This window comes from Microcoleus sp. Pol8_D6, assembly GCF_036700965.1.
Lineage (GTDB): Bacteria > Cyanobacteriota > Cyanobacteriia > Cyanobacteriales > Microcoleaceae > Microcoleus.
Window position 1 is genome coordinate 21,097 of sequence record NZ_JAUBPW010000067.1, and the last position, 17,173, is coordinate 38,269.

A 17,173-nucleotide genomic window follows, 5' to 3' on the forward strand; every position below is an offset into this window, starting at 1 on the left:
AATGCAAGCCTACTGAAACTTGTAGGCTGCGTCAGCTAGCTGTCACCCCGCAGAGAAAATAAAACTCTTCCGACGCACCCTACTTGCTACTTGCTAACTTCAAACGGAGTGGATTTTCCCCCCAAAGCTTCGACGATGGTGCGAGTATTAGCCGACATCATTTTCACATAAGAATCGCCCTCGCTTCCGGGTGCCCCAATCGAATCAGAATAAAGTTGCTGCGCTGCCAATTGCACCCCCGCTTCCTCCGCCACCGTTTTAATCAGTTGCGGGTTAATTGTAGTCTCCGCAAAAATAGCAGGCACTCCCGCAGCTTTCACCGCTTCTACTAACTTTTGCACCGTTTGAGCGCTCGGCTGTTCCTCCGTACTAATCCCGATCAAACTGTCAGCAATTCCCAATCCGTAAATCCGGCTGTAATATTGAAAAGCATCGTGAGTTGTTACTAATTTGCGCTGGTTTTCGGGAATTGTTTTAATCTCTTGTTCGATCCAAATATCCAAACGTTTTAACTCTTCAGTAAGTTTCACAGCATTCTGCGTAAACTTCTCCCGATTTTCCGGCGACAGTTCGATTAGCGCATCCCGAATTGCTTCCACCATTTGAACTACATTTTCCACATTTCCCCAAACGTGCGGATCGGGTACGGTATTGCCTTCTTTATTCAGTAGCAAAGGCTTGACAACTTCCCCTACTGCTAATTTCCGCGCCTTAATTCCGGCGGCATTCATCATCCTAATTAATCCCGGTTCCAAATTGTAACCGTTATACAAAATTAAGTTAGCTTGTTCTAAAGCTTGAGAATCTTTTGGCACCGGTTCGTAAACGTGAGGATCGGTTCCCGGCTGCAAAATTCCTGTTAGCTGAATTTCGCCACCCGCTACTCGATCGGTCAAATCCTCAATAATTGTGCTAGTAGCAACTACCTTGGGTTTAGCATCTGCCTGTGGAGAGAGGCGATCGCCCTGGGTTTGAGCGCAACTAAATAAACCCACAGTCAAAACGCCGCAGGCAATAGTTCTAATCCACAATACTGTGGACTTGTTCAATCCAGGGTGGGAGGTTTCAATCCCCGACTCACGGCTAAACTCTCTTTTATAGGATTGCTTCACAATTGCCGTCGCTTTTAATTCACATCTGACACCATTCTCAATCACCCTTGTCTGGGCGGGCAGGATGCCCACCCCACAAGAAAACTCACTCTTTGTGGAACAGGCATCTTGCCTGTTATTGAGAATGTTGTCAGATATGAGTTTTAACCGACTTGAGATTTTCGCCGTCAAACCTATGGTTTCAGGGGTTTCGAGCTTGCACTGTCCCATTATCTACCTCTCGTGCGTTCCAGATTATTCCTATTTACCGATGATTTCATATTCTTTTCATTTTTACAGTAAACTTAATAAAAAGGATATAGAGTCACCGCAATGAATACCGCCGCCTTCCCCAACGAGAATCCTTGGTCTAAAATGGTTTGCCACCTCAAAGACAGCGCTACCGACACTGAAATTATCGCTGTTAAGCACTTAGCAGTAAACTACCGCACGGTAGAGGCACTCAGAGATATCAATCTTTCCGTCAAACCGGGAAGGCTGACGGGTATTATTGGGCCCAACGGTGCCGGCAAAAGCACGCTGATCAAAGCAATGTTGGGCTTAATTCCGGCAGTTCGCGGCACTGTTACCTGGGGCGAAGAAGCGATCGCCGATCGACTCGAAACAGTAGCCTACGTGCCCCAGCGATCGCAAATTGACTGGAACTATCCCGCCACCGTTTGGGATGTCGTGATGATGGGAAGAGTCAGAAAAGCCGGATGGTTTCGTCGCTTCTCGGCAGCTAGCCGCCGCACTGCCGCCGATGCCTTAGAAAGAGTAGGCATGAGTGCTTACAAAGATCGACCGATCGGACAACTTTCCGGCGGACAGCAACAGCGAGTATTTTTAGCTAGAGCCTTAGCCCAAGAAGCCGCTATTTTCTGCTTTGACGAGCCGTTTGTGGGAGTTGACCAAAAAACTCAAAATATCATTTTCGAGATATTCCACCAGCTAGCAAATGCCGGGAAAATCGTCTTAGTAGTCAACCACGACTTAGGCGAATCAATCACCAATTTTGACGATTTGATTTTGCTCAATACAGAATTGATTGCCGCTGGTTCCCGCCAAGAAGTGCTAACACAAGAAAACCTTTACCGCGCCTACGGCGGACAAGTAATGTTCTTTGCCGGACAAGCCGCTTAATTAGCCAGCAGTCATTAATCTACGAGTTACGTTTTTGAACTCAGTTTCTTGGGTAATATTGGGTTTGGCAACGATTAATCTCCCCTTAAACCGGGTTGCTTTGGTTGTTAGTCATTAGTTAACTGTGATGTTATAAATTTTATGCTACAAACCTTAATTGAGCCGTTGCAGTACGGATTCATGCAGCGATCGCTCATAATTGCCATTCTCGTCGGTATCGTCTGCGCGATCGTCGGCAGCTACCTAATGGTACAGCGGCTGGCATTGCTCGGAGACGCCATCAGCCACTCGGTTTTGCCCGGATTGGCGATCGCATTTATCCTCGGAGCAAATATTTTTATCGGCGCGTTCATTGCTGGAGTTTTGAGTACAGTCATCATAGCTTGGATCAAAGCTCGATCGACAATCAAAGAAGACGCGGCAATGGGCATCGTATTTTCCGCATTTTTCGCCCTCGGAATCACTTTAATTACGATCGTCCAAAAAGACAACAAAATCGACCTCAACCACTTTCTGTTTGGCAATATCCTCGGGGTTACGGCTGAAGATGCGATCGACACAGCCGTCATAGTCGCCGTAGTCTTATTAGTTGTAGTAATCTTTTACAAAGAACTGCTATTCTACACATTCGATCCATTAGGAGCCCAAGCCACAGGTTTGCCAGTAAACCTGCTCAACTTCGGATTGATGGTACTAATCGCCCTCACCATAGTTGCCAGCCTCAAAGCCGTTGGCGTAGTGCTAGTCTTGTCCCTATTAATTACACCCGCAAGTACGGCCTATCTCCTAGTCACTCGCCTGCACCAAGTAATGATTTTAGGCGCAATAATCGGAGTGATTTCCAGCATTAGCGGAATGTATCTCAGCTACTTTTATAACTTGCCATCCGGCCCCGCAATAGTTTTAGTTGCATCGGGATTCTTTGTGCTATCATTACTGTTCAGTCCGACTCAAGGAATCCTCACCCAGCCCCGCACACACTCCGGTCAAATTCCTCCAATCTGGCGGGAATTAAAAAATTTAACTAAAGGTCGATAACAACTAACTTTGTGTTAACGATTCAGCCCCGCCCCTCCAATTTTCAATAACAATCTGCGTTAATCCCCGTGCATCTGCGGTTCAAAAAAGCCTCTCGAATTAATCCGCGTAACTGTGAATCGCCGACATCATTCCGATGTTGTCAAAAGGTTTTTTTGTTTGAGTGCGAGAAAGCAAAAATGGGAGGCTGTCGCAGCGGGCGATCGCAACTGCGAACAATTGCTCAAAAAAACTGTACAATAACAAAAGTTAAATTTTCACGCAAACAGCTCTACTAAGTTAAAAAAACATGACAGTCAAAGTAGGAGACACCGCACCCGATTTTACCTTACCCTCTCAAACTGGCACATCAGTCAGCCTCAAAGATTTTAAAGGTAAAAAAAACGTCATAGTTTACTTTTACCCCAAAGACGACACACCCGGATGCACAACCCAAGCTTGCGCCTTTCGAGATAGCTACGAAGTCTTCAAAGACGCAGGTGCAGAAGTTATAGGAATTAGCGAAGATTCGCAACAATCGCACCAGCAATTTTCGGCAAAATACCAGCTACCCTTTACACTGCTGAGCGATACTGGCAACAAAGTGCGGCAATTATACGGCGTTCCAGCTACCCTGTGGATTATGCCCGGTAGAGTAACTTATGTCATTGACAAAGAAGGCATTGTCAAGCATATTTTTGACTCCATCTTAGACTTCAAAGCACACGTTTCAGAAGCACTCAAAACTTTAGAAACCATCAAAAGTTAGATGGATTGGCTTAAATATAGTGTTGGTAGTGAGGACGAAAGTCCTCATCCCTCATTGTCTAAAAAACCAAGAAAAAACTAAATTCCTGACTGCGAACTAAGAGTTTTTAGTGAGGAAGAAAGTTCTGAGACTAGAGGTTTTCCCGTACCCAATTTTTAAAAGCTTGAATAGCGTGGGTTCTACCAGCAACTTGACTCTGCTGAGTGTACTGATTCACCAGTTCGACGATCGGGATATTGCGGAAAGTGGGACTCACATCAGACTCAATATATTGTTCGGCTTGCAAGACGTTGATTTGTAGCCCTCGCCGTGCGTACCGCCAAAGTTCCGGCACTCCTAGAATTTGATAATTATCCAACTGCGTGCGCGAGGTAAGATCAATTTCTATAGCTAAGTCTGGGGGCGGATCAACACTCATATCGAGGCGATTTTTACCGATAACGGCTGCTTGATTTTGAATGTAAAAACAGGTATCCGGTTCGACAGCCTGACTCATGCGTTCATTTTTCAACGTTGTCGAACCTAACGACTCAAATGCTATTTGTCGTGTTTCCAACAAAATTTTTACCATGTCGCCAATAATTTCTTTGGCTTTTTCATGTTCGGGTAGAGGAACCATAATTTCTAACCGTCCGTTACTATAGGAAAGTCGGGAAGCACGACGTTCTCCCAATTCCGCCAAAATACTTTCAAATTGTTGCCAGTTAACATCCTCAACCAGTAATTGCTGACCCGGTTGAATATTCAATTGTCTTAACTCCAATAGCATAATTTTTCATCCATTTTCTCTAGGAAATATCGCCCAAGTCCTGACTACGAATCATTATCTTAAAAAACCAAGAAAGGACTAAAGTCCTTACTAAAAACTCGTGGTTCGTAGTAAGGACTTTAGTCCTTTTTTGCTAACGGCTTGCAGCCATTAACAATTAGCACTCAGCAATTATCTAGCTTTTCGCAACACTCGATTTTTCAGATGTAGCGCTTTCGGCAGTTTTGCCATTTTTGCTATTACCGTTACCGTTGCTGTGGCGGGGTTGGATAACTCCATAGCCACCGTGAGTCTTTCGTTCGTAGAGTACGTTAATTTCGCCTGTTTCCGCATTACGGAACATATAGAAATCGTGATCGATAATCTGCAATTGTTCCAAAGCTTCTTGCACCGTCATTGGAGGCATAGCAAAATACTTAGTCCGTACAACCTCAGCAGGAAGTTCGGGAGTTCGATCGCCAATCAGATCCGCTACTACAGGATGTTCCTCAACTACCGTAACCGTTTTGGCACTACTCTGGGTCTTGTTGTCGTGACGTTTTTCCTTAAATTTCCGCAGTTGACGAGCTATCTTGTCGGCAACCAAATCTATGCTGGCATACAGGCTTTCCGTGCTTTCCTCAGCCCGAATAACGCTGCCGTTAGCATAAATTGTCACCTCAGCAGTCTGCTTAGGATTGATCCTGGGGTTACGAGCCACCGATAGATGTATGTCCACTTCTGTCGTCAAAGTTTGAAAATGGCTAACTGCCTTTTCCACCTTTTGATTGACGTACTCGCGAATCGCATCGGTGATTTCTATATTTTTACCCTGGATAACAAGCTTCATAGAGCTCCCTCCCTTCTGTAACTTGGGTATATTTTATACAGTAGCACTATGTATTCTGGAAAACACTTATCTTCCAAATCTTTTATTATATGTTGACAATTCTTGATTTAAGCTAGGCCAATATTCCGTAAAAATACTATTGATTTTTTGCATGGTTTCTCCTCTCATCCCTCAACAACTAAATGCACAACCCTGCTTGCTCCTCAATTGGGGACAAGTTCCCTACTCCCAAGCTTGGGAAATCCAGCAAAAACTCGTGCAAGAACGCCGCGACAAGCCAGATTTGCCCGATGTGCTGATTTTGCTGGAACATCCGCCGGTGTACACTTTGGGACAGGGCGCAAAGTTGGAATTTCTGAAATTTGACAGCGAAACTCAGCCGGAATTGCACCGAGTTGAACGGGGTGGTGAGGTGACTTACCACTGTCCGGGACAATTGGTGGGGTATCCGATTTTAAATTTGCGCCGTCACCAACAAGATTTGCACTGGTATTTGCGGCAGTTGGAGGAAGTGCTGCTGGGGGTGTTGGAAGTTTGCGGGTTGAAGGGTTCGCGGGTTCCCGGTATGACTGGGGTTTGGGTGGATGGGTGCAAGGTAGGTGCGATCGGCATTAAAGTCAGCCGCTGGATTACGATGCACGGTTTTGCTTTAAATGTTTGTCCCGATCTCGCAGGCTTTGGGCAAATTGTACCTTGTGGGATTCCCGATCGACCTGTTGGCAGTTTAGAGCAGTTTATCCCCGGAATTGAGGTCGATCAAGTGCGATCGCTCGTTATCGCTGAGTTTTCTCGCGTTTTTGCAGTGGAAATTGTGCGATCAAAGGTGTAGGGTGCGTCGCTGTCAACCTTACTGCTAACGATCGCAGTCGGTTTTTTTTTAAGTGCGCTCGGGATTGTCCTCCTCATACACCATTAAATCTCCCGGTTGGCAGTTTAGTGCTTTGCACAAAGCATCAAGAGTTGTTTCATCAATTCTTGTCAGCCGGCGGCGGGTTTTGATTTTAGAAACAGATGTTGGGTGCATCCCAACTCTAGCCGCCAATTCTTTATTGCTGATATTGCGATCGGCCATCACAACTGCCAATTTCCAACGGATCACTGCGGGTGCTCAACTACTAGCCAGGACTTTGCAAGGTGATGTTAGCATCCTGCAACCTTCACTAACACTTGTTTTGCCTTATCGGCAATACTTTTTGTCGTATCGCTTGACTGGCAGCAGCAAATGAACTATGCTGAGGATGTACAAACGGAAAAGCGATCGCCCCTTTGCCTCGAAAACTCAAGGGTGATCGCTATCCGACTATTTTGTAGTTAAAACTCACGATATCACAGCCAAAGTCAGTTCCCGAACTCCTGCGCGAAGAAATTCCCGACGCACCCATCGGAAAGCAACCGATCCGATTGTTGATTTGCGGGATTCCCAAAGGAGTGGAAAGCATCATCAATCTGCTGCACGTTTTGGGTTTTGCAGAAGTTGGTGAATGGAGTCCGCCTTTACCATCCCCGATCGCAGGTGAAGTAATGCGGATTTTGACTCGTTACTGGAAATAATAATTTTTCAGGGCGATCGCCCTTTATTGAGCAAAGTGCGATCGCTCTTAAATTATCAAAAATATCAGGCTTGATTCTCCACCCACTCAATTAAAAACTCCAGACTTAAGATGCTAAATATCGAATCGAATTAGCGCGGCGGTGTTTGCGAGACTTGGGGGTATCAAAGAGATAATTTTAACTGTCTGTACTTACTGACTTAAGAATTGAGAGTAATTGGTGTATAATGCGCGATCGCGGGCTTCTATAACCTCAGACAGAAGGAAGACCGATGCAAAAATACGTCCTAAGAGTTTTGCGATCGCCCCTAGCATCAGGTAAGCTTCTTGTTAATTATTGCGCTCAGTTCAGGAGAAAAAATTTATGCCAGATATGTCCGGTCAAGACCCCTCGGAAATTAAAATGGCGACGGTTGATGAAGAAGAAAAAGGCGCAACGTTTAGCGGTACGGTCATCCTTGCTATCGATGCCGAGGAGGGTGGGGAAGTCGTTTTCTTCAGAGACTTTTTGATTGAACATTATAAAGGCGAACTTACCGCTTATCTGGCAACAGATGGCAATATAACGAAAAGTATTGATTTAGGCGAACTTAAGCATAAAAGCGGCAGCTTTAAGCTGCCAATTCCGCTGGGGACGGATACATCACCCTACAATACAGTCGTGCTTCGCGACGAAAAAAGCAAGAAAAAAGTTGTGACGATCGAGCTGTAAAATTTGCAACTTAGCTCGTAGTTCAGCCAAATTCGTTAACGCAGCCCTCGAAAAGGAGCGCCCTTTTTTTCCTGAAGTACGCGCGTGCGAAGCTATCCCGTAGGGAATCGCTCTTAAATTAAGGTGCGTCACCTTCGATCGAACGGCGAAGTTTTGCGATCGCTCGTAAAGTGATGCACCCTAATTTTTAAAACGGAATCGGATCGTAATCGGGATTTTCCGGTTCGTTAGACGAACCCGACGGGCGATCGGACTCAGAATTAGAAGACTGATGCGAGTTCCAATCCGAACTAGACGTGCGGTTAGCGCCACCTGGAGCGCTGTTAGAACTGCGCTTGTGCGAGCCTAAAGGAACTACATTGCTCGGCACATTAGCCGGGGCGCTGTCGCGAATTTGAGCAGGTTCCGGGGCGGTTCTAGTTGGGGGAGCCGAACTCATTGCATCTGCGCCGACACTGTAAATCCTTTGAGCTGTCAGTTCAGCGCGCTTTTCTTTAATACCATCTCTTTCGATCGTATTCATGCTCAGTCGCCCCTCAATAATCACGCGATCGCCCTCGTGATACTTCTCGTGAATTTCTTGAGCAAAATTTCCCCATCCTATCACTTTCAAATGTTCGGGCGGATCTTCGGGTTTTGGGCCGGGAAACTGCACCAACATCTCAGCGATTTGAAGTTGATTGTCAGGAGTATAACGGAGTTGCGGTTGTTGAATTATTTCCGCCATCAAAATGCAGCTATTCATCTGTTATCTGTGTGTGCGTAATTGGGAATTGGATATTGAAGGAAGAAGGAAGAAGGAAGAAGGAAGAAGGAAAAAATAGCTATCCGTGTACCGATGACTTGGGCGTCTTGCTTTGGGGAATTGCCAATTGCCAATTGGTAATTGGTAATTACTGATTTTTCTGCGCCCCATCGCTATTAGTTGTCACCGATTACGGATTACACGTTACCAAATTTATCTTGGAGAACCGCCGCCTCGGCTTGACTGACAAAATCGTGAACGAGGGCGCGGTACTCCTTCAACGTTTCAGATACCCAATCTCGATCCTCACTGTTGGCGAAGATATGAACCGTCGGTTCACTAGCATCGGGTAAAACTAATACCCAATTGTCGTCGCTGTAGTTAAAAATCTTCACTCCATCTAATAATTCTAAACGATCGGGCGAATGAGTTTCTACTAAATGTCGCATCAGCGAACCCTTGATAGTCCAAGGACAGCGGACGCTGTAACTGCGGTGGGTGATGCGGGGAAGTTCCGCCTTGATCTGTCCGAGCGATCGCTCCTGAATCGTCATCATTTCTATCACTTTAGCAATGCAGAACATTCCGTCAAATCCGGGATGCAACTGCGGGAAAATAAAACCCATAAGGCCGCTGCCGCCCAAAACCACATTTGGGTTCCTGTTAGCGGCTTCCATCAAAGCAGTTGGGTTCGCCTTCGTGCGGATTACCTTGCTTTGATAGCGTCGGGCGATCGCCTCCACCGCAGAAGACGCATGCACCGGCACTACTACTGTACCTTTAGGATGAGAAGTCAGCATCAAATTTACCATCAACGCCGTCAGCATTTCCCCACGAATCGCTATCCCAGACTCATCTACCAAAATTAGCTGTTCGCCGTTAGCCGATACCTGCACTCCAAAATTAGCGCTGAGTGCTTTCACCACCCGGCCAAGTTGGTCGAGCAAATATTCCCGTTCCCCGTTGCTTAGAGAAGTCTGCTTGAGACTAGCATTGAGAACCACCGCATCGCAGCCGAACTTGGCGAGCATTTGGGGCAGAATTGCTCCAGAAACCGCGTAAACGTAATCGATTACCACCTTAGAATTGCTGTAGCGTATTGCCTCAACATTCATCTGCCGCTCAAAAATGCGGTTGTAAACATCGAGAGCTTGGTTAAAGTACGTCATCTCTCCAATTTCTGGAATTAGAGCTCGCCGCAAATCTTCCTTAAAATAAGCCCCCTCGATTTTTTTCTCAGCTCCTTTTGTAATATTGATGCCTTTGATATCGAAGAATTCAATTAAAATGTGGTCGGAGCGATCGGGCGAAATGCGAACGTGAATGCCGCCAGCAATCGACAGCGTAGACGAAACCGTGCGCGCGATCGGAATTGCCGTCGATTCCAAATTGATCACATTAATTCCCACCGACATCAAACCCGCAATCAAAGACCTCGAAACCATCCGCGAAATGCTCCGCTGGTCACGAGAAACCGATACCGCAGTCCCAGGTTTCAAAGTCGAGCCATAAGCCGCGCCCAATTTCACTGCAAATTCCGGAGTAACATCCACATTTGCCAGTCCTTGAACCCCACGCTGACCGAACAAATTCCGCTTAGCTTGTTCTCCCCAAATTAAATTTTGATTTAATAGAGCGCCGGATTCAATATTTTTGCTCGGCCAGACGCGCACGCTTGGCCCCACTTGTGCTTCTTCTCCCACAATGGACATTGAACCGACGACAGCACCTTCGAGGACGTGAGCGCGCCTGTCTACGCGGGTGCTCCGGCAAATCACGCAGGCCCTAAGATGGGCGTCTTCACCGACAATTGCTCCGTTCCAGACGATGGGACGTTTGAGGTTTGCGTCCGCCCCGACAGTCACGTTATCTCCGATCACTGTACCGGCATCGATTTTAACCCGGGCTCCTATTCGGCAATTGTTGCCGATCATGGCCGGTACTTCGATGATCGCGCTATCGTCAATAAAAGTATTCTGACCTACCCAAAGTCCCGATCGAACTTCGTTGTAGTAGCTCAAATCCAGTTTGACCTTTCCCCGTAGCGCGTCGTACTGAGATTCCCGGTAAACATCTAGCTGGCCGACATCGCACCAGTAACCCTCGGCGATGTAGCCGTACATCAGCTCGTTTTTTTCCAGTAGCAGGGGAAACAAGTCTTTCGAGAAGTCGCACTCCTGATTTACCGGCAGGTAATCCAAGACTTCGGGTTCTAAAATATAAATGCCGGTATTTATAGTATCGGAGAAAATTTCGCTGCTAGAAGGCTTTTCCAGAAAGCGGCTGATGCGGTAATTTTCCTCTGTAATCACGACCCCGAATTCCATCGGGTTGGGAACGCGAGTTAAAATTAACGTCGCTTTGGATTGCTTGCTGCGGTGAAATTTGATCGCTGCCGTTAAGTCGAAGTCTGTAATGCTGTCACCGCTGATGACCAGAAAAGTTCGATCGAGCAGTTCAGCAATATTTTTGACGCAACCAGCCGTACCCAGCGGTTGGTCTTCCTCCACAGCGTAAGTCATTTGAACGCCAAACTCTGCCCCGTCAGTAAAATATTCGCGCATGACATCAGGAAGGTAGTGCAGCGTGGCAATAATTTCCGTAATCTGATGCCTTTTTAGCAAATTAATAATGTGTTCTGCGATCGGGCGATTCAGAATCGGCACCATCGGTTTGGGCAAATCGCACGTCAGGGGTCTGAGCCTCGTTCCCGATCCCCCAGCCATCAGCACTGCACGCATAAAATCCTCCTTGCTTAAAAAGCTCTCTACCGCTATTGTCCGCTAGAAAAAGTTTGCCTGCTGTAATTCGTCGGCCACCAGCAATCAGTTCTTACTTAAATATCTTCGAGTAGTGACACGTCTGGTAAATCCCGTTCTGCCAGGCCGTCCCCCAACAGCAACCGATTTCAACCGAATTAGAAGTTGCTACATCGCACCAATCCCCCGGTCGAGCTCGGATTTGTAGGGGATGTGATGTTAGGTAATACCAGTTAAAAAAAAGAATGCAACTGTAGGCCCGTGCTCGAAACCCTTCTGTCATCAGTCATTCCCAATTCTTTAATTCTTCAATCGTATAAGTCCTCAGAATCCTCGACTTTTGACAGAAGTCCCTTCTTGCTTGCTCGGTGAAAGCTATTTCGGGGGTGTTATTTTTAAGTTTGTGGCCAGCGGGGATTTTAAAGTCTCTTTCTGAAGGTGGAATTACTACAGCTATCGGTGCGCCTTGGCGTCTGATAAATGATAGATTAAGGGTAGCGCTTTGACTAGCTGACCCAAAATCCTATCCATTGCTTAGGGGTTTTTTTAATGAGTACGTTAATTAGCTTGGCATTGCTGATCGCTTACGGTGGCGGCATTTGGAAATTTTGGAATGGTTTCGATCGCACTAACTTCGATCGAAGTTTTGCAAATCGCCTGAAGCTCTCGCTGCTCTGGCCCGCGTTAATTTTTAATAAGCCTTACCGCCAAAACTTTACAAAAGCTCTCAAAGCTTCTAAAAGGTAATTCAAGAATGTCTAAAAAGTCCGATCGCCCAGTAGCGGGTCAGGAGCAGACTTGGTTTGCTAAAGGAAAATCAGATAGCTGGCAAGTTTTACTGTCGCAAGTCGCTTCTCGATTCGATCGCGAATACCGGGGAGAAGCTTTCGCTTTACCCGAAGAAGTCGAAGCAATGCCGATTTTCCTAGAATCTGTTGCAGGAACTCTCCAAGAAAAAACAGTTTCTCCCTTCTGGAAAATTGCCAAACCTCAAAAAAATCAGCGCTGTTTAGACATTGGCTGCGGAGTCAGCTTTCTGATCTACCCTTGGCGGGATTGGGAGGCATATTTTTACGGTCAAGAAATCAGCAGCGCCGCGCGAGACGCCTTAAACGCTCGCGGCCCTCAGCTCAATTCTAAGCTGTTCAAAGGTGTAGAATGGGCTCCCGCTCACCAGTTAAATTACGAAGAGGCTCAGTTCGATTTATGCCTCGCTACAGGCTTTAGCTGTTACTATCCTATAGACTATTGGAGTATTGTCATGGGAGAAGTAAAGCGGGTAATCAAACCGGGCGGTCATTTTGTTTTTGATGTCCTCAACCCCAATGCTCCTTTAGCCGAAGATTGGGCAATTTTGGAAACTTATCGAGCCGGAGAAGTATTTTTAGAGACAATAGAAGATTGGGAAAAAATGATTAAAGCTGCTGGCGCTAAGGTAGTAAAAAAGCAAAGTGGCGACTTATTTCAAATGTATAAAGTTCAATACAATTGAGAGGTTAAGCTGTCACGCATTTAAATTGTATATTCAGGGCGGGCGGGACGCCCACCCCACAAGACTTGGATTTTTTTTGACAGACAATTTAAAGACTGAACAGCTTAAGGGGAATAGGTAATTAGCTTTGTAGTCAAAACTCCAATCCTCCAAAGCCTGTTCGGGCGGACGAAAAACAACTTCATTCTTAGTGGATAAAGTAGGGTGCGTTAGCAAGTATAAATTAGTTTGAGAAGCAACAAATATTCAAGCTGACGCACCCTACTAACTACTAACTCACAATAGTGAAGCAAGCAGATTGGATATGACCCATTCCCGATTACCTTTTACTGATGCCCAATTAATTTTCGGTAGCCGCCGGAGAAGGCGCAGCTTCCGGCGAGGGTGACGGCGACACTTCGGCAGCAGGAGATGGTGACACTTCCGGGGTCGGAGATGGCGACACTTCGGCAGCAGGAGATGGCGCTGCTTCCGGCGAGGGCGACACTTCTGGGGCCGGAGATGGTGCAGCTTCCGGCTGCGGGGACTCTTCGGCGGCAGGAGAAGGCGCTGCTTCCGGCTGCGGGGACTCTTCGGCGGCAGGAGAAGGCGCTGCTTCCGGCTGCGGGGACTTTTCGGCGGGTTGCGGTTGAGGAGAAGGCGACTGTTCGGCGGCTGGTTTTTGTTCAGGCGAGGGCGACGGTTTAGCAGCAGGCTTGGGTGCCGACGGCGACGGTTGGGCCCCTGGCTGCGGTTTGTTCGACGGGGCCGGCGGCTTCACTTCAGTAGGCGCTGGAGATGGCGGCTGGCCTGTTGGTCTGCTGGGCGCTGTGGGGGCGGGCGCTGGCTGCTGCTGGCCTGGTGGGTTGGGCCTGGTTGGGGTGACAGGAATGCCACTGCAAACTTTTTCGTCGTACTTAAAATCGACAGCCAGTTGGTAAAGCTTGTGCGTGCTGGCTGGTGGAAATGTTAGAGATTCAATACCAGCTATAGCTGCCTTGTCAAGAATCGGATAACCCGTCGCCACAATCATTTTAGGCTTGGCCCGGAGCGACCCTTGGGGTTGGACAACAGCTCCAAATAGTGCTCTTCCTTCGAGTTTGTCCGAGCAAGCTGCTACCGGATAAGCAACATTATTCACGGAAAAAGTCTGCCCCACCGGGAGCAAGTCAGGATAACTTCGAAAGAAGTCGTTAAACAAGGCAAGATATTCATCTCGAATCTTCTTGGCCATAGTTTCTGGATTGCCCCGTAAGTTTGAGTCCGGTTGTCCCGGAGCGGGTCTATTGTTCGGATCGAATGGTTGGCTAGGCCCTATTCCTGGACCAGTTGCTATCATTGGATTCTTTAGCTGAAGAGATTTGCCTGGTAAGTTTAGTGATCGAGCGGTTCCAGAATTCGTTTCACCTGCGTAAGGAGGGCTAGCGATATCATTTGGATCTGAAAGATCGGGTATATTGCGTTGAGCTATGATTCTTTGGAGTGCTTCCGGGTCATATGGATCAAGTCCTGAAAATGCGGGTGGTTCTGTCAGTGGCGGCGATGGTGGCGGTGCCGGGATATTGCGATCGAAATTACCAGGTAAAGGTGGGAAAAGGAAACCGCTGGGAGGTACGGGTGGGACGAAAGTGGGTATTGGCTGGGAGGGAGCTCTGACTGTTGGGGATGGAGTTTTCGGAGGTGGCGGGGCTGTTGGGGCCGTGAAGGGCGGGAGAGGGGAAGGAGGGAGAGGGGAAAAGAATCCAGGAGGCGGCATTCCCGGCGGCATGGCGGGCAAGTTGATGGTATCGGGTGCGGGGGGCAAGGGCGGGGCTAACTTGGGCGCTGGCCGAAGGGGAACTGGTGCGATCGAAAATGGTGTAAATCGCGTATTAGAAGGTTTTGGTGGTATGGTTTGTGGCAGGCGGCCGGCTTCTGCGGGAGTTAGTTCTACTAAGCCGACAGAACCGGGGATATTTTTTGAGGAATTTCCACCATAAAATATGTTTGAGAGCGTCGGCGCGGTTGCTCCGAGGACTCCGTGCAGGCTTACAGAAGCTAGGGCTGCCCACCAAAAAGGCTGGCGCAGCGGTTCGGAAAGGGTGTTTGCTAGGGAGGAAGAGTCAGTCATTTAAATTTTAGATTTTAGATTTTAGATTTTAGATTGGGGGATTGGGGGATTGGTAGATTTTAGATTGGGGGATTGAGTGATTGGGGGATTGGTAATTTATATTGTTGTCGTTGTGATTGAGTGTGAATTCGTTTTAATGAGGAGAGGTTGGGAATTCAAAGGTATAATTTTAGCACGGTCGGTATCGAAATTGCCCGATCAACTTTTATTAATATTTCGCGACCCTCACATCAAGCACTCAAGCGTAGAAACCCGGTTTTTTGCCGGGTTGCACGCTTGTATAGCAGCCGCTAACAGGGTGAGGACGTTGTTAATTGCTCAAACCATTGTTTTTCTTGCCTAATGCCTTTGGCCGAATCCTATACGCGGTTTATCAGATATTGTTGAGAATGGTCAGCGGGCGTCAGGCTGGCCGGACTGGGGCGATATTTAAAAAACAGACTGCACCACTGCTATACCGTCTTTTTCCGGGATCTGGAGCGCCACTAATTCATTAAACACGATCAATCCGTTTGATCGACCCCTGTTTCCAATTCGGTTACACAACCCGATTCATCCGTGGAAGTAATTACTCAATCCAAAATCCCAAATCCCAAATCCCAAATAGATGGATTCACCAGCGATAGCGGTAATTTTTAAAAGGAGCTCCCTCAATGGTGAGCAAGTCGATAGGATAAATTGGAGCGCCGCTTGCCATATATTGAAACATTTCCCGAACTTCCTCTCCCCGCAACGACAACTGGTCTAATTCCTTGAGAGAATACCAGCCCGCGCACAAAGTATGCTCATCGGGCTTACTCTTGGGCGGCGTCTTATCCTGTGGACGTGCCACAAAAATGACTCGGAGGCGCACATTGCCCCTAGGCATCACTGTGTGCTCTACCCGGAGAATTCCCTCAACGATGATGGAAATGCCCGCTTCTTCGAGGGTATTACGCATAGCAGCTTCGAGCAAAGTCTCCCCTTTTTCTACTCGCCCTGCTGGGAGATACCACTGCTGCTCGTACTTGCGCTCTTGTACCAGTAGAAAACGGTCTTCTAAGTGAACGACAACTAGGGTAAAATACCATGTTTGAATCGGCTCGCGAGCCATAGAAGTAGATATTCCCTAAGCAAAAGGTTTAACGAGCGGCAGATGTTAGCAATCCAAAGGATGCTTGGGCAAGCGTCTTTGCACTTGAAAAACAGATCGTAGCACTCCGGCCGCAAAATCTAAAATCTCAAATTTAAAATCTCAAATTGACAATGCCATTACCAACCGTGATTTTACCAGGATATTTTGCTGCTGCTTCCGACTATCGGGAATTAGAAAAATCTTTGGTCGATCGAGGTTTCCCAACAGTAACAGTCCCTCTGGGCAAGGGAGATTGGTTGCCGACTTTTGGTGGGCGGTCGATGGTGCCAATTTTGCGACAGCTCGATCGCACGGTCAAACAAATGTTACAGCAATACGGCGTTCCCCAGATCAATCTCGTCGGTCATTCCGCCGGCGGCTGGATTTCTCGCATCTATTTGGGCGAAAAGCCTTACACGATTCACGGCGACGTGCTTGAGGACGCGGGTTTGTGGGAAGCTCACCCTTATGTGAATACTTTAATCACTTTAGGCACGCCGCACGTCTCTCAAGAGCGCTGGACGCGGAAAAATCTAGATTTTGTCAAAATTCACTATCCGGGGGCTTTTCACCCGCAGGTGCGCTACGTGTGCGCTGCTGGGAAGGCTGTTTTTGGCAAGCGCGGTTTTGGGACTTGGCTGGCTTATAAAAGTTACGAGTTGACTGTGGGGAAGGGCGAAACTTGGGGAGATGGAATTACGCCGGTGGAAGCTGCTGTTTTGGACGGGGCCGAAAATCTGGTGTTGGAGGGGGTTTGGCATTCGCCTCGTTCTCCGGGGAAGTGGTACGGTTCGCCGGAGGTTTTGCCGACTTGGATTGGGTATTTGTGTTAGCAACGAACCGCGAAGACGCGAAGGACGCGAAGGAAGAAGCAGAAGGTTTAAGGGAAGGATTTAGTTAAATATTTATATAAAGAGCGAGTTTCGTGCGGCAAAACTCGCCCCCGCGATGCTATGTCTACTTAAATTTTTATACGTAACTGAATAGATTGAAAAATATTTTATGTGGCATTATCGGTAACTGTAGTTTAGACTAACCAAAGATGAGAACGGTGGCAAAAGAAGAACTAGAGCCACCGCGCCAGGAGAGAATGA

At 47.4% G+C, this 17,173-nt stretch carries 21 protein-coding genes; 12 read left to right on the top strand and 9 right to left on the bottom strand.

The genetic code is table 11. The annotated features are described in order from the left end of the window. Window positions 1–86 precede the first annotated feature (86 nt). Window positions 87–1,322 carry a metal ABC transporter substrate-binding protein gene (locus tag QUA10_RS22760; RefSeq protein ID WP_445243593.1) on the bottom strand — a complete coding sequence of 412 codons (1,236 nt, stop codon included), beginning with the start codon at window positions 1,320–1,322 and terminating at the stop codon, window positions 87–89. A 102-nt stretch (window positions 1,323–1,424) separates the two neighbouring features. Between QUA10_RS22760 and QUA10_RS22765 the strand changes: the two genes are divergently transcribed. Both QUA10_RS22765 and QUA10_RS22770 read left to right on the top strand, forming a co-directional pair. Further along, window positions 1,425–2,234, top strand: coding sequence for a metal ABC transporter ATP-binding protein (locus tag QUA10_RS22765; protein ID WP_333084193.1), 810 nt, complete (start codon window positions 1,425–1,427; stop codon window positions 2,232–2,234). A gap of 141 nt (window positions 2,235–2,375) precedes the next feature. Next, window positions 2,376–3,272 carry a metal ABC transporter permease gene (locus QUA10_RS22770; RefSeq protein ID WP_333084194.1) on the top strand — a complete coding sequence of 299 codons (897 nt, stop codon included), beginning with the start codon at window positions 2,376–2,378 and terminating at the stop codon, window positions 3,270–3,272. A gap of 99 nt (window positions 3,273–3,371) precedes the next feature. Here QUA10_RS22770 and QUA10_RS22775 read toward each other — a convergent pair whose 3' ends face one another. Next, a complete protein-coding gene (locus tag QUA10_RS22775) occupies window positions 3,372–3,518 on the bottom strand; it encodes a hypothetical protein (protein ID WP_333084196.1) in 147 nt (48 codons plus the stop codon). Window positions 3,519–3,561: 43 nt separating this feature from the next. On the opposite strand from QUA10_RS22775, the gene QUA10_RS22780 reads away from it, so the two are divergent. Further along, a complete protein-coding gene (locus QUA10_RS22780; protein WP_333084198.1) occupies window positions 3,562–4,020 on the top strand; it encodes a peroxiredoxin in 459 nt (152 codons plus the stop codon). Between the two features lie 130 nt (window positions 4,021–4,150). Here the strand turns inward: QUA10_RS22780 and QUA10_RS22785 are convergent, their stop codons facing one another. Continuing rightward, window positions 4,151–4,789 carry a Uma2 family endonuclease gene (locus QUA10_RS22785; RefSeq protein ID WP_333084200.1) on the bottom strand — a complete coding sequence of 213 codons (639 nt, stop codon included), beginning with the start codon at window positions 4,787–4,789 and terminating at the stop codon, window positions 4,151–4,153. A 175-nt stretch (window positions 4,790–4,964) separates the two neighbouring features. Beyond that, window positions 4,965–5,618 (bottom strand): ribosome hibernation-promoting factor, HPF/YfiA family, encoded by a 654-nt coding sequence (gene hpf / locus QUA10_RS22790; RefSeq protein WP_333084202.1) that lies wholly within the window; start codon window positions 5,616–5,618, stop codon window positions 4,965–4,967. A 151-nt stretch (window positions 5,619–5,769) separates the two neighbouring features. On the opposite strand from hpf, the gene lipB reads away from it, so the two are divergent. Then, window positions 5,770–6,447 (top strand): lipoyl(octanoyl) transferase LipB, encoded by a 678-nt coding sequence (gene lipB, locus QUA10_RS22795; RefSeq protein ID WP_333084204.1) that lies wholly within the window; start codon window positions 5,770–5,772, stop codon window positions 6,445–6,447. Between the two features lie 48 nt (window positions 6,448–6,495). On the opposite strand, the gene QUA10_RS22800 is transcribed toward lipB, so the two are convergent. Then, window positions 6,496–6,717 (bottom strand): helix-turn-helix transcriptional regulator, encoded by a 222-nt coding sequence (locus QUA10_RS22800; protein ID WP_333084205.1) that lies wholly within the window; start codon window positions 6,715–6,717, stop codon window positions 6,496–6,498. A 329-nt stretch (window positions 6,718–7,046) separates the two neighbouring features. On the opposite strand from QUA10_RS22800, the gene QUA10_RS22805 reads away from it, so the two are divergent. Both QUA10_RS22805 and QUA10_RS22810 read left to right on the top strand, forming a co-directional pair. After that, complete coding sequence (locus tag QUA10_RS22805; RefSeq protein WP_333084206.1) at window positions 7,047–7,169, top strand: hypothetical protein; 123 nt, start codon at window positions 7,047–7,049, stop codon at window positions 7,167–7,169. Window positions 7,170–7,532: 363 nt separating this feature from the next. After that, entirely contained in the window at window positions 7,533–7,880 is a 348-nt protein-coding gene (locus tag QUA10_RS22810) for a hypothetical protein (protein WP_333036295.1), read from the top strand. Between the two features lie 187 nt (window positions 7,881–8,067). Here QUA10_RS22810 and QUA10_RS22815 read toward each other — a convergent pair whose 3' ends face one another. Next, window positions 8,068–8,625: a single-stranded DNA-binding protein gene (locus tag QUA10_RS22815; protein ID WP_333084207.1), complete on the bottom strand. Its 558-nt coding sequence runs from the start codon at window positions 8,623–8,625 to the stop codon at window positions 8,068–8,070. An 11-nt stretch (window positions 8,626–8,636) separates the two neighbouring features. Here QUA10_RS22815 and QUA10_RS22820 point away from each other — a divergent pair, with 11 nt between their 5' ends. Continuing rightward, entirely contained in the window at window positions 8,637–8,780 is a 144-nt protein-coding gene (locus QUA10_RS22820) for a hypothetical protein (RefSeq protein WP_333086375.1), read from the top strand. A 42-nt stretch (window positions 8,781–8,822) separates the two neighbouring features. Here the strand turns inward: QUA10_RS22820 and QUA10_RS22825 are convergent, their stop codons facing one another. Further along, complete coding sequence (locus QUA10_RS22825; protein ID WP_333084208.1) at window positions 8,823–11,366, bottom strand: mannose-1-phosphate guanyltransferase; 2,544 nt, start codon at window positions 11,364–11,366, stop codon at window positions 8,823–8,825. 567 nt (window positions 11,367–11,933) lie between these two features. Here QUA10_RS22825 and QUA10_RS22830 point away from each other — a divergent pair. Continuing rightward, complete coding sequence (locus QUA10_RS22830; RefSeq protein ID WP_333030091.1) at window positions 11,934–12,131, top strand: hypothetical protein; 198 nt, start codon at window positions 11,934–11,936, stop codon at window positions 12,129–12,131. Window positions 12,132–12,138: 7 nt separating this feature from the next. Then, a complete protein-coding gene (locus QUA10_RS22835; RefSeq protein ID WP_333084209.1) occupies window positions 12,139–12,876 on the top strand; it encodes a class I SAM-dependent methyltransferase in 738 nt (245 codons plus the stop codon). A 340-nt stretch (window positions 12,877–13,216) separates the two neighbouring features. On the opposite strand, the gene QUA10_RS22840 is transcribed toward QUA10_RS22835, so the two are convergent. Continuing rightward, a complete protein-coding gene (locus QUA10_RS22840) occupies window positions 13,217–14,194 on the bottom strand; it encodes an energy transducer TonB (protein ID WP_333084210.1) in 978 nt (325 codons plus the stop codon). Window positions 14,195–14,324: 130 nt separating this feature from the next. On the opposite strand from QUA10_RS22840, the gene QUA10_RS22845 reads away from it, so the two are divergent. After that, window positions 14,325–14,834, top strand: coding sequence for a hypothetical protein (locus QUA10_RS22845; protein ID WP_333084211.1), 510 nt, complete (start codon window positions 14,325–14,327; stop codon window positions 14,832–14,834). A gap of 3 nt (window positions 14,835–14,837) precedes the next feature. Further along, window positions 14,838–14,969 (top strand): hypothetical protein, encoded by a 132-nt coding sequence (locus QUA10_RS22850; protein WP_333086377.1) that lies wholly within the window; start codon window positions 14,838–14,840, stop codon window positions 14,967–14,969. Window positions 14,970–15,578: 609 nt separating this feature from the next. On the opposite strand, the gene QUA10_RS22855 is transcribed toward QUA10_RS22850, so the two are convergent. Further along, window positions 15,579–16,058 (bottom strand): NUDIX domain-containing protein, encoded by a 480-nt coding sequence (locus QUA10_RS22855; RefSeq protein ID WP_006633478.1) that lies wholly within the window; start codon window positions 16,056–16,058, stop codon window positions 15,579–15,581. Between the two features lie 152 nt (window positions 16,059–16,210). Here QUA10_RS22855 and QUA10_RS22860 point away from each other — a divergent pair, with 152 nt between their 5' ends. Then, a complete protein-coding gene (locus tag QUA10_RS22860) occupies window positions 16,211–16,912 on the top strand; it encodes an alpha/beta fold hydrolase (RefSeq protein ID WP_333084213.1) in 702 nt (233 codons plus the stop codon). Window positions 16,913–17,173 lie beyond the last annotated feature (261 nt).

Excerpts from the sequence above, each read along its gene's own strand:
- QUA10_RS22760 (WP_445243593.1), bottom strand. The coding sequence starts at position 1,322 with ATGGGACAGTGCAAGCTCGAAACCCCTGAAACCATAGGTTTGACGGCG.
- QUA10_RS22765 (WP_333084193.1), top strand. The coding sequence starts at position 1,425 with ATGAATACCGCCGCCTTCCCCAACGAGAATCCTTGGTCTAAAATGGTT.
- QUA10_RS22770 (WP_333084194.1), top strand. The coding sequence starts at position 2,376 with ATGCTACAAACCTTAATTGAGCCGTTGCAGTACGGATTCATGCAGCGA.
- QUA10_RS22780 (WP_333084198.1), top strand. The coding sequence starts at position 3,562 with ATGACAGTCAAAGTAGGAGACACCGCACCCGATTTTACCTTACCCTCT.
- QUA10_RS22785 (WP_333084200.1), bottom strand. The coding sequence starts at position 4,789 with ATGCTATTGGAGTTAAGACAATTGAATATTCAACCGGGTCAGCAATTA.
- hpf (WP_333084202.1), bottom strand. The coding sequence starts at position 5,618 with ATGAAGCTTGTTATCCAGGGTAAAAATATAGAAATCACCGATGCGATT.
- lipB (WP_333084204.1), top strand. The coding sequence starts at position 5,770 with ATGGTTTCTCCTCTCATCCCTCAACAACTAAATGCACAACCCTGCTTG.
- QUA10_RS22810 (WP_333036295.1), top strand. The coding sequence starts at position 7,533 with ATGCCAGATATGTCCGGTCAAGACCCCTCGGAAATTAAAATGGCGACG.
- QUA10_RS22815 (WP_333084207.1), bottom strand. The coding sequence starts at position 8,625 with ATGAATAGCTGCATTTTGATGGCGGAAATAATTCAACAACCGCAACTC.
- QUA10_RS22825 (WP_333084208.1), bottom strand. The coding sequence starts at position 11,366 with ATGCGTGCAGTGCTGATGGCTGGGGGATCGGGAACGAGGCTCAGACCC.
- QUA10_RS22830 (WP_333030091.1), top strand. The coding sequence starts at position 11,934 with ATGAGTACGTTAATTAGCTTGGCATTGCTGATCGCTTACGGTGGCGGC.
- QUA10_RS22835 (WP_333084209.1), top strand. The coding sequence starts at position 12,139 with ATGTCTAAAAAGTCCGATCGCCCAGTAGCGGGTCAGGAGCAGACTTGG.
- QUA10_RS22840 (WP_333084210.1), bottom strand. The coding sequence starts at position 14,194 with ATGATAGCAACTGGTCCAGGAATAGGGCCTAGCCAACCATTCGATCCG.
- QUA10_RS22845 (WP_333084211.1), top strand. The coding sequence starts at position 14,325 with ATGATTCTTTGGAGTGCTTCCGGGTCATATGGATCAAGTCCTGAAAAT.
- QUA10_RS22850 (WP_333086377.1), top strand. The coding sequence starts at position 14,838 with ATGTTTGAGAGCGTCGGCGCGGTTGCTCCGAGGACTCCGTGCAGGCTT.
- QUA10_RS22855 (WP_006633478.1), bottom strand. The coding sequence starts at position 16,058 with ATGGCTCGCGAGCCGATTCAAACATGGTATTTTACCCTAGTTGTCGTT.
- QUA10_RS22860 (WP_333084213.1), top strand. The coding sequence starts at position 16,211 with ATGCCATTACCAACCGTGATTTTACCAGGATATTTTGCTGCTGCTTCC.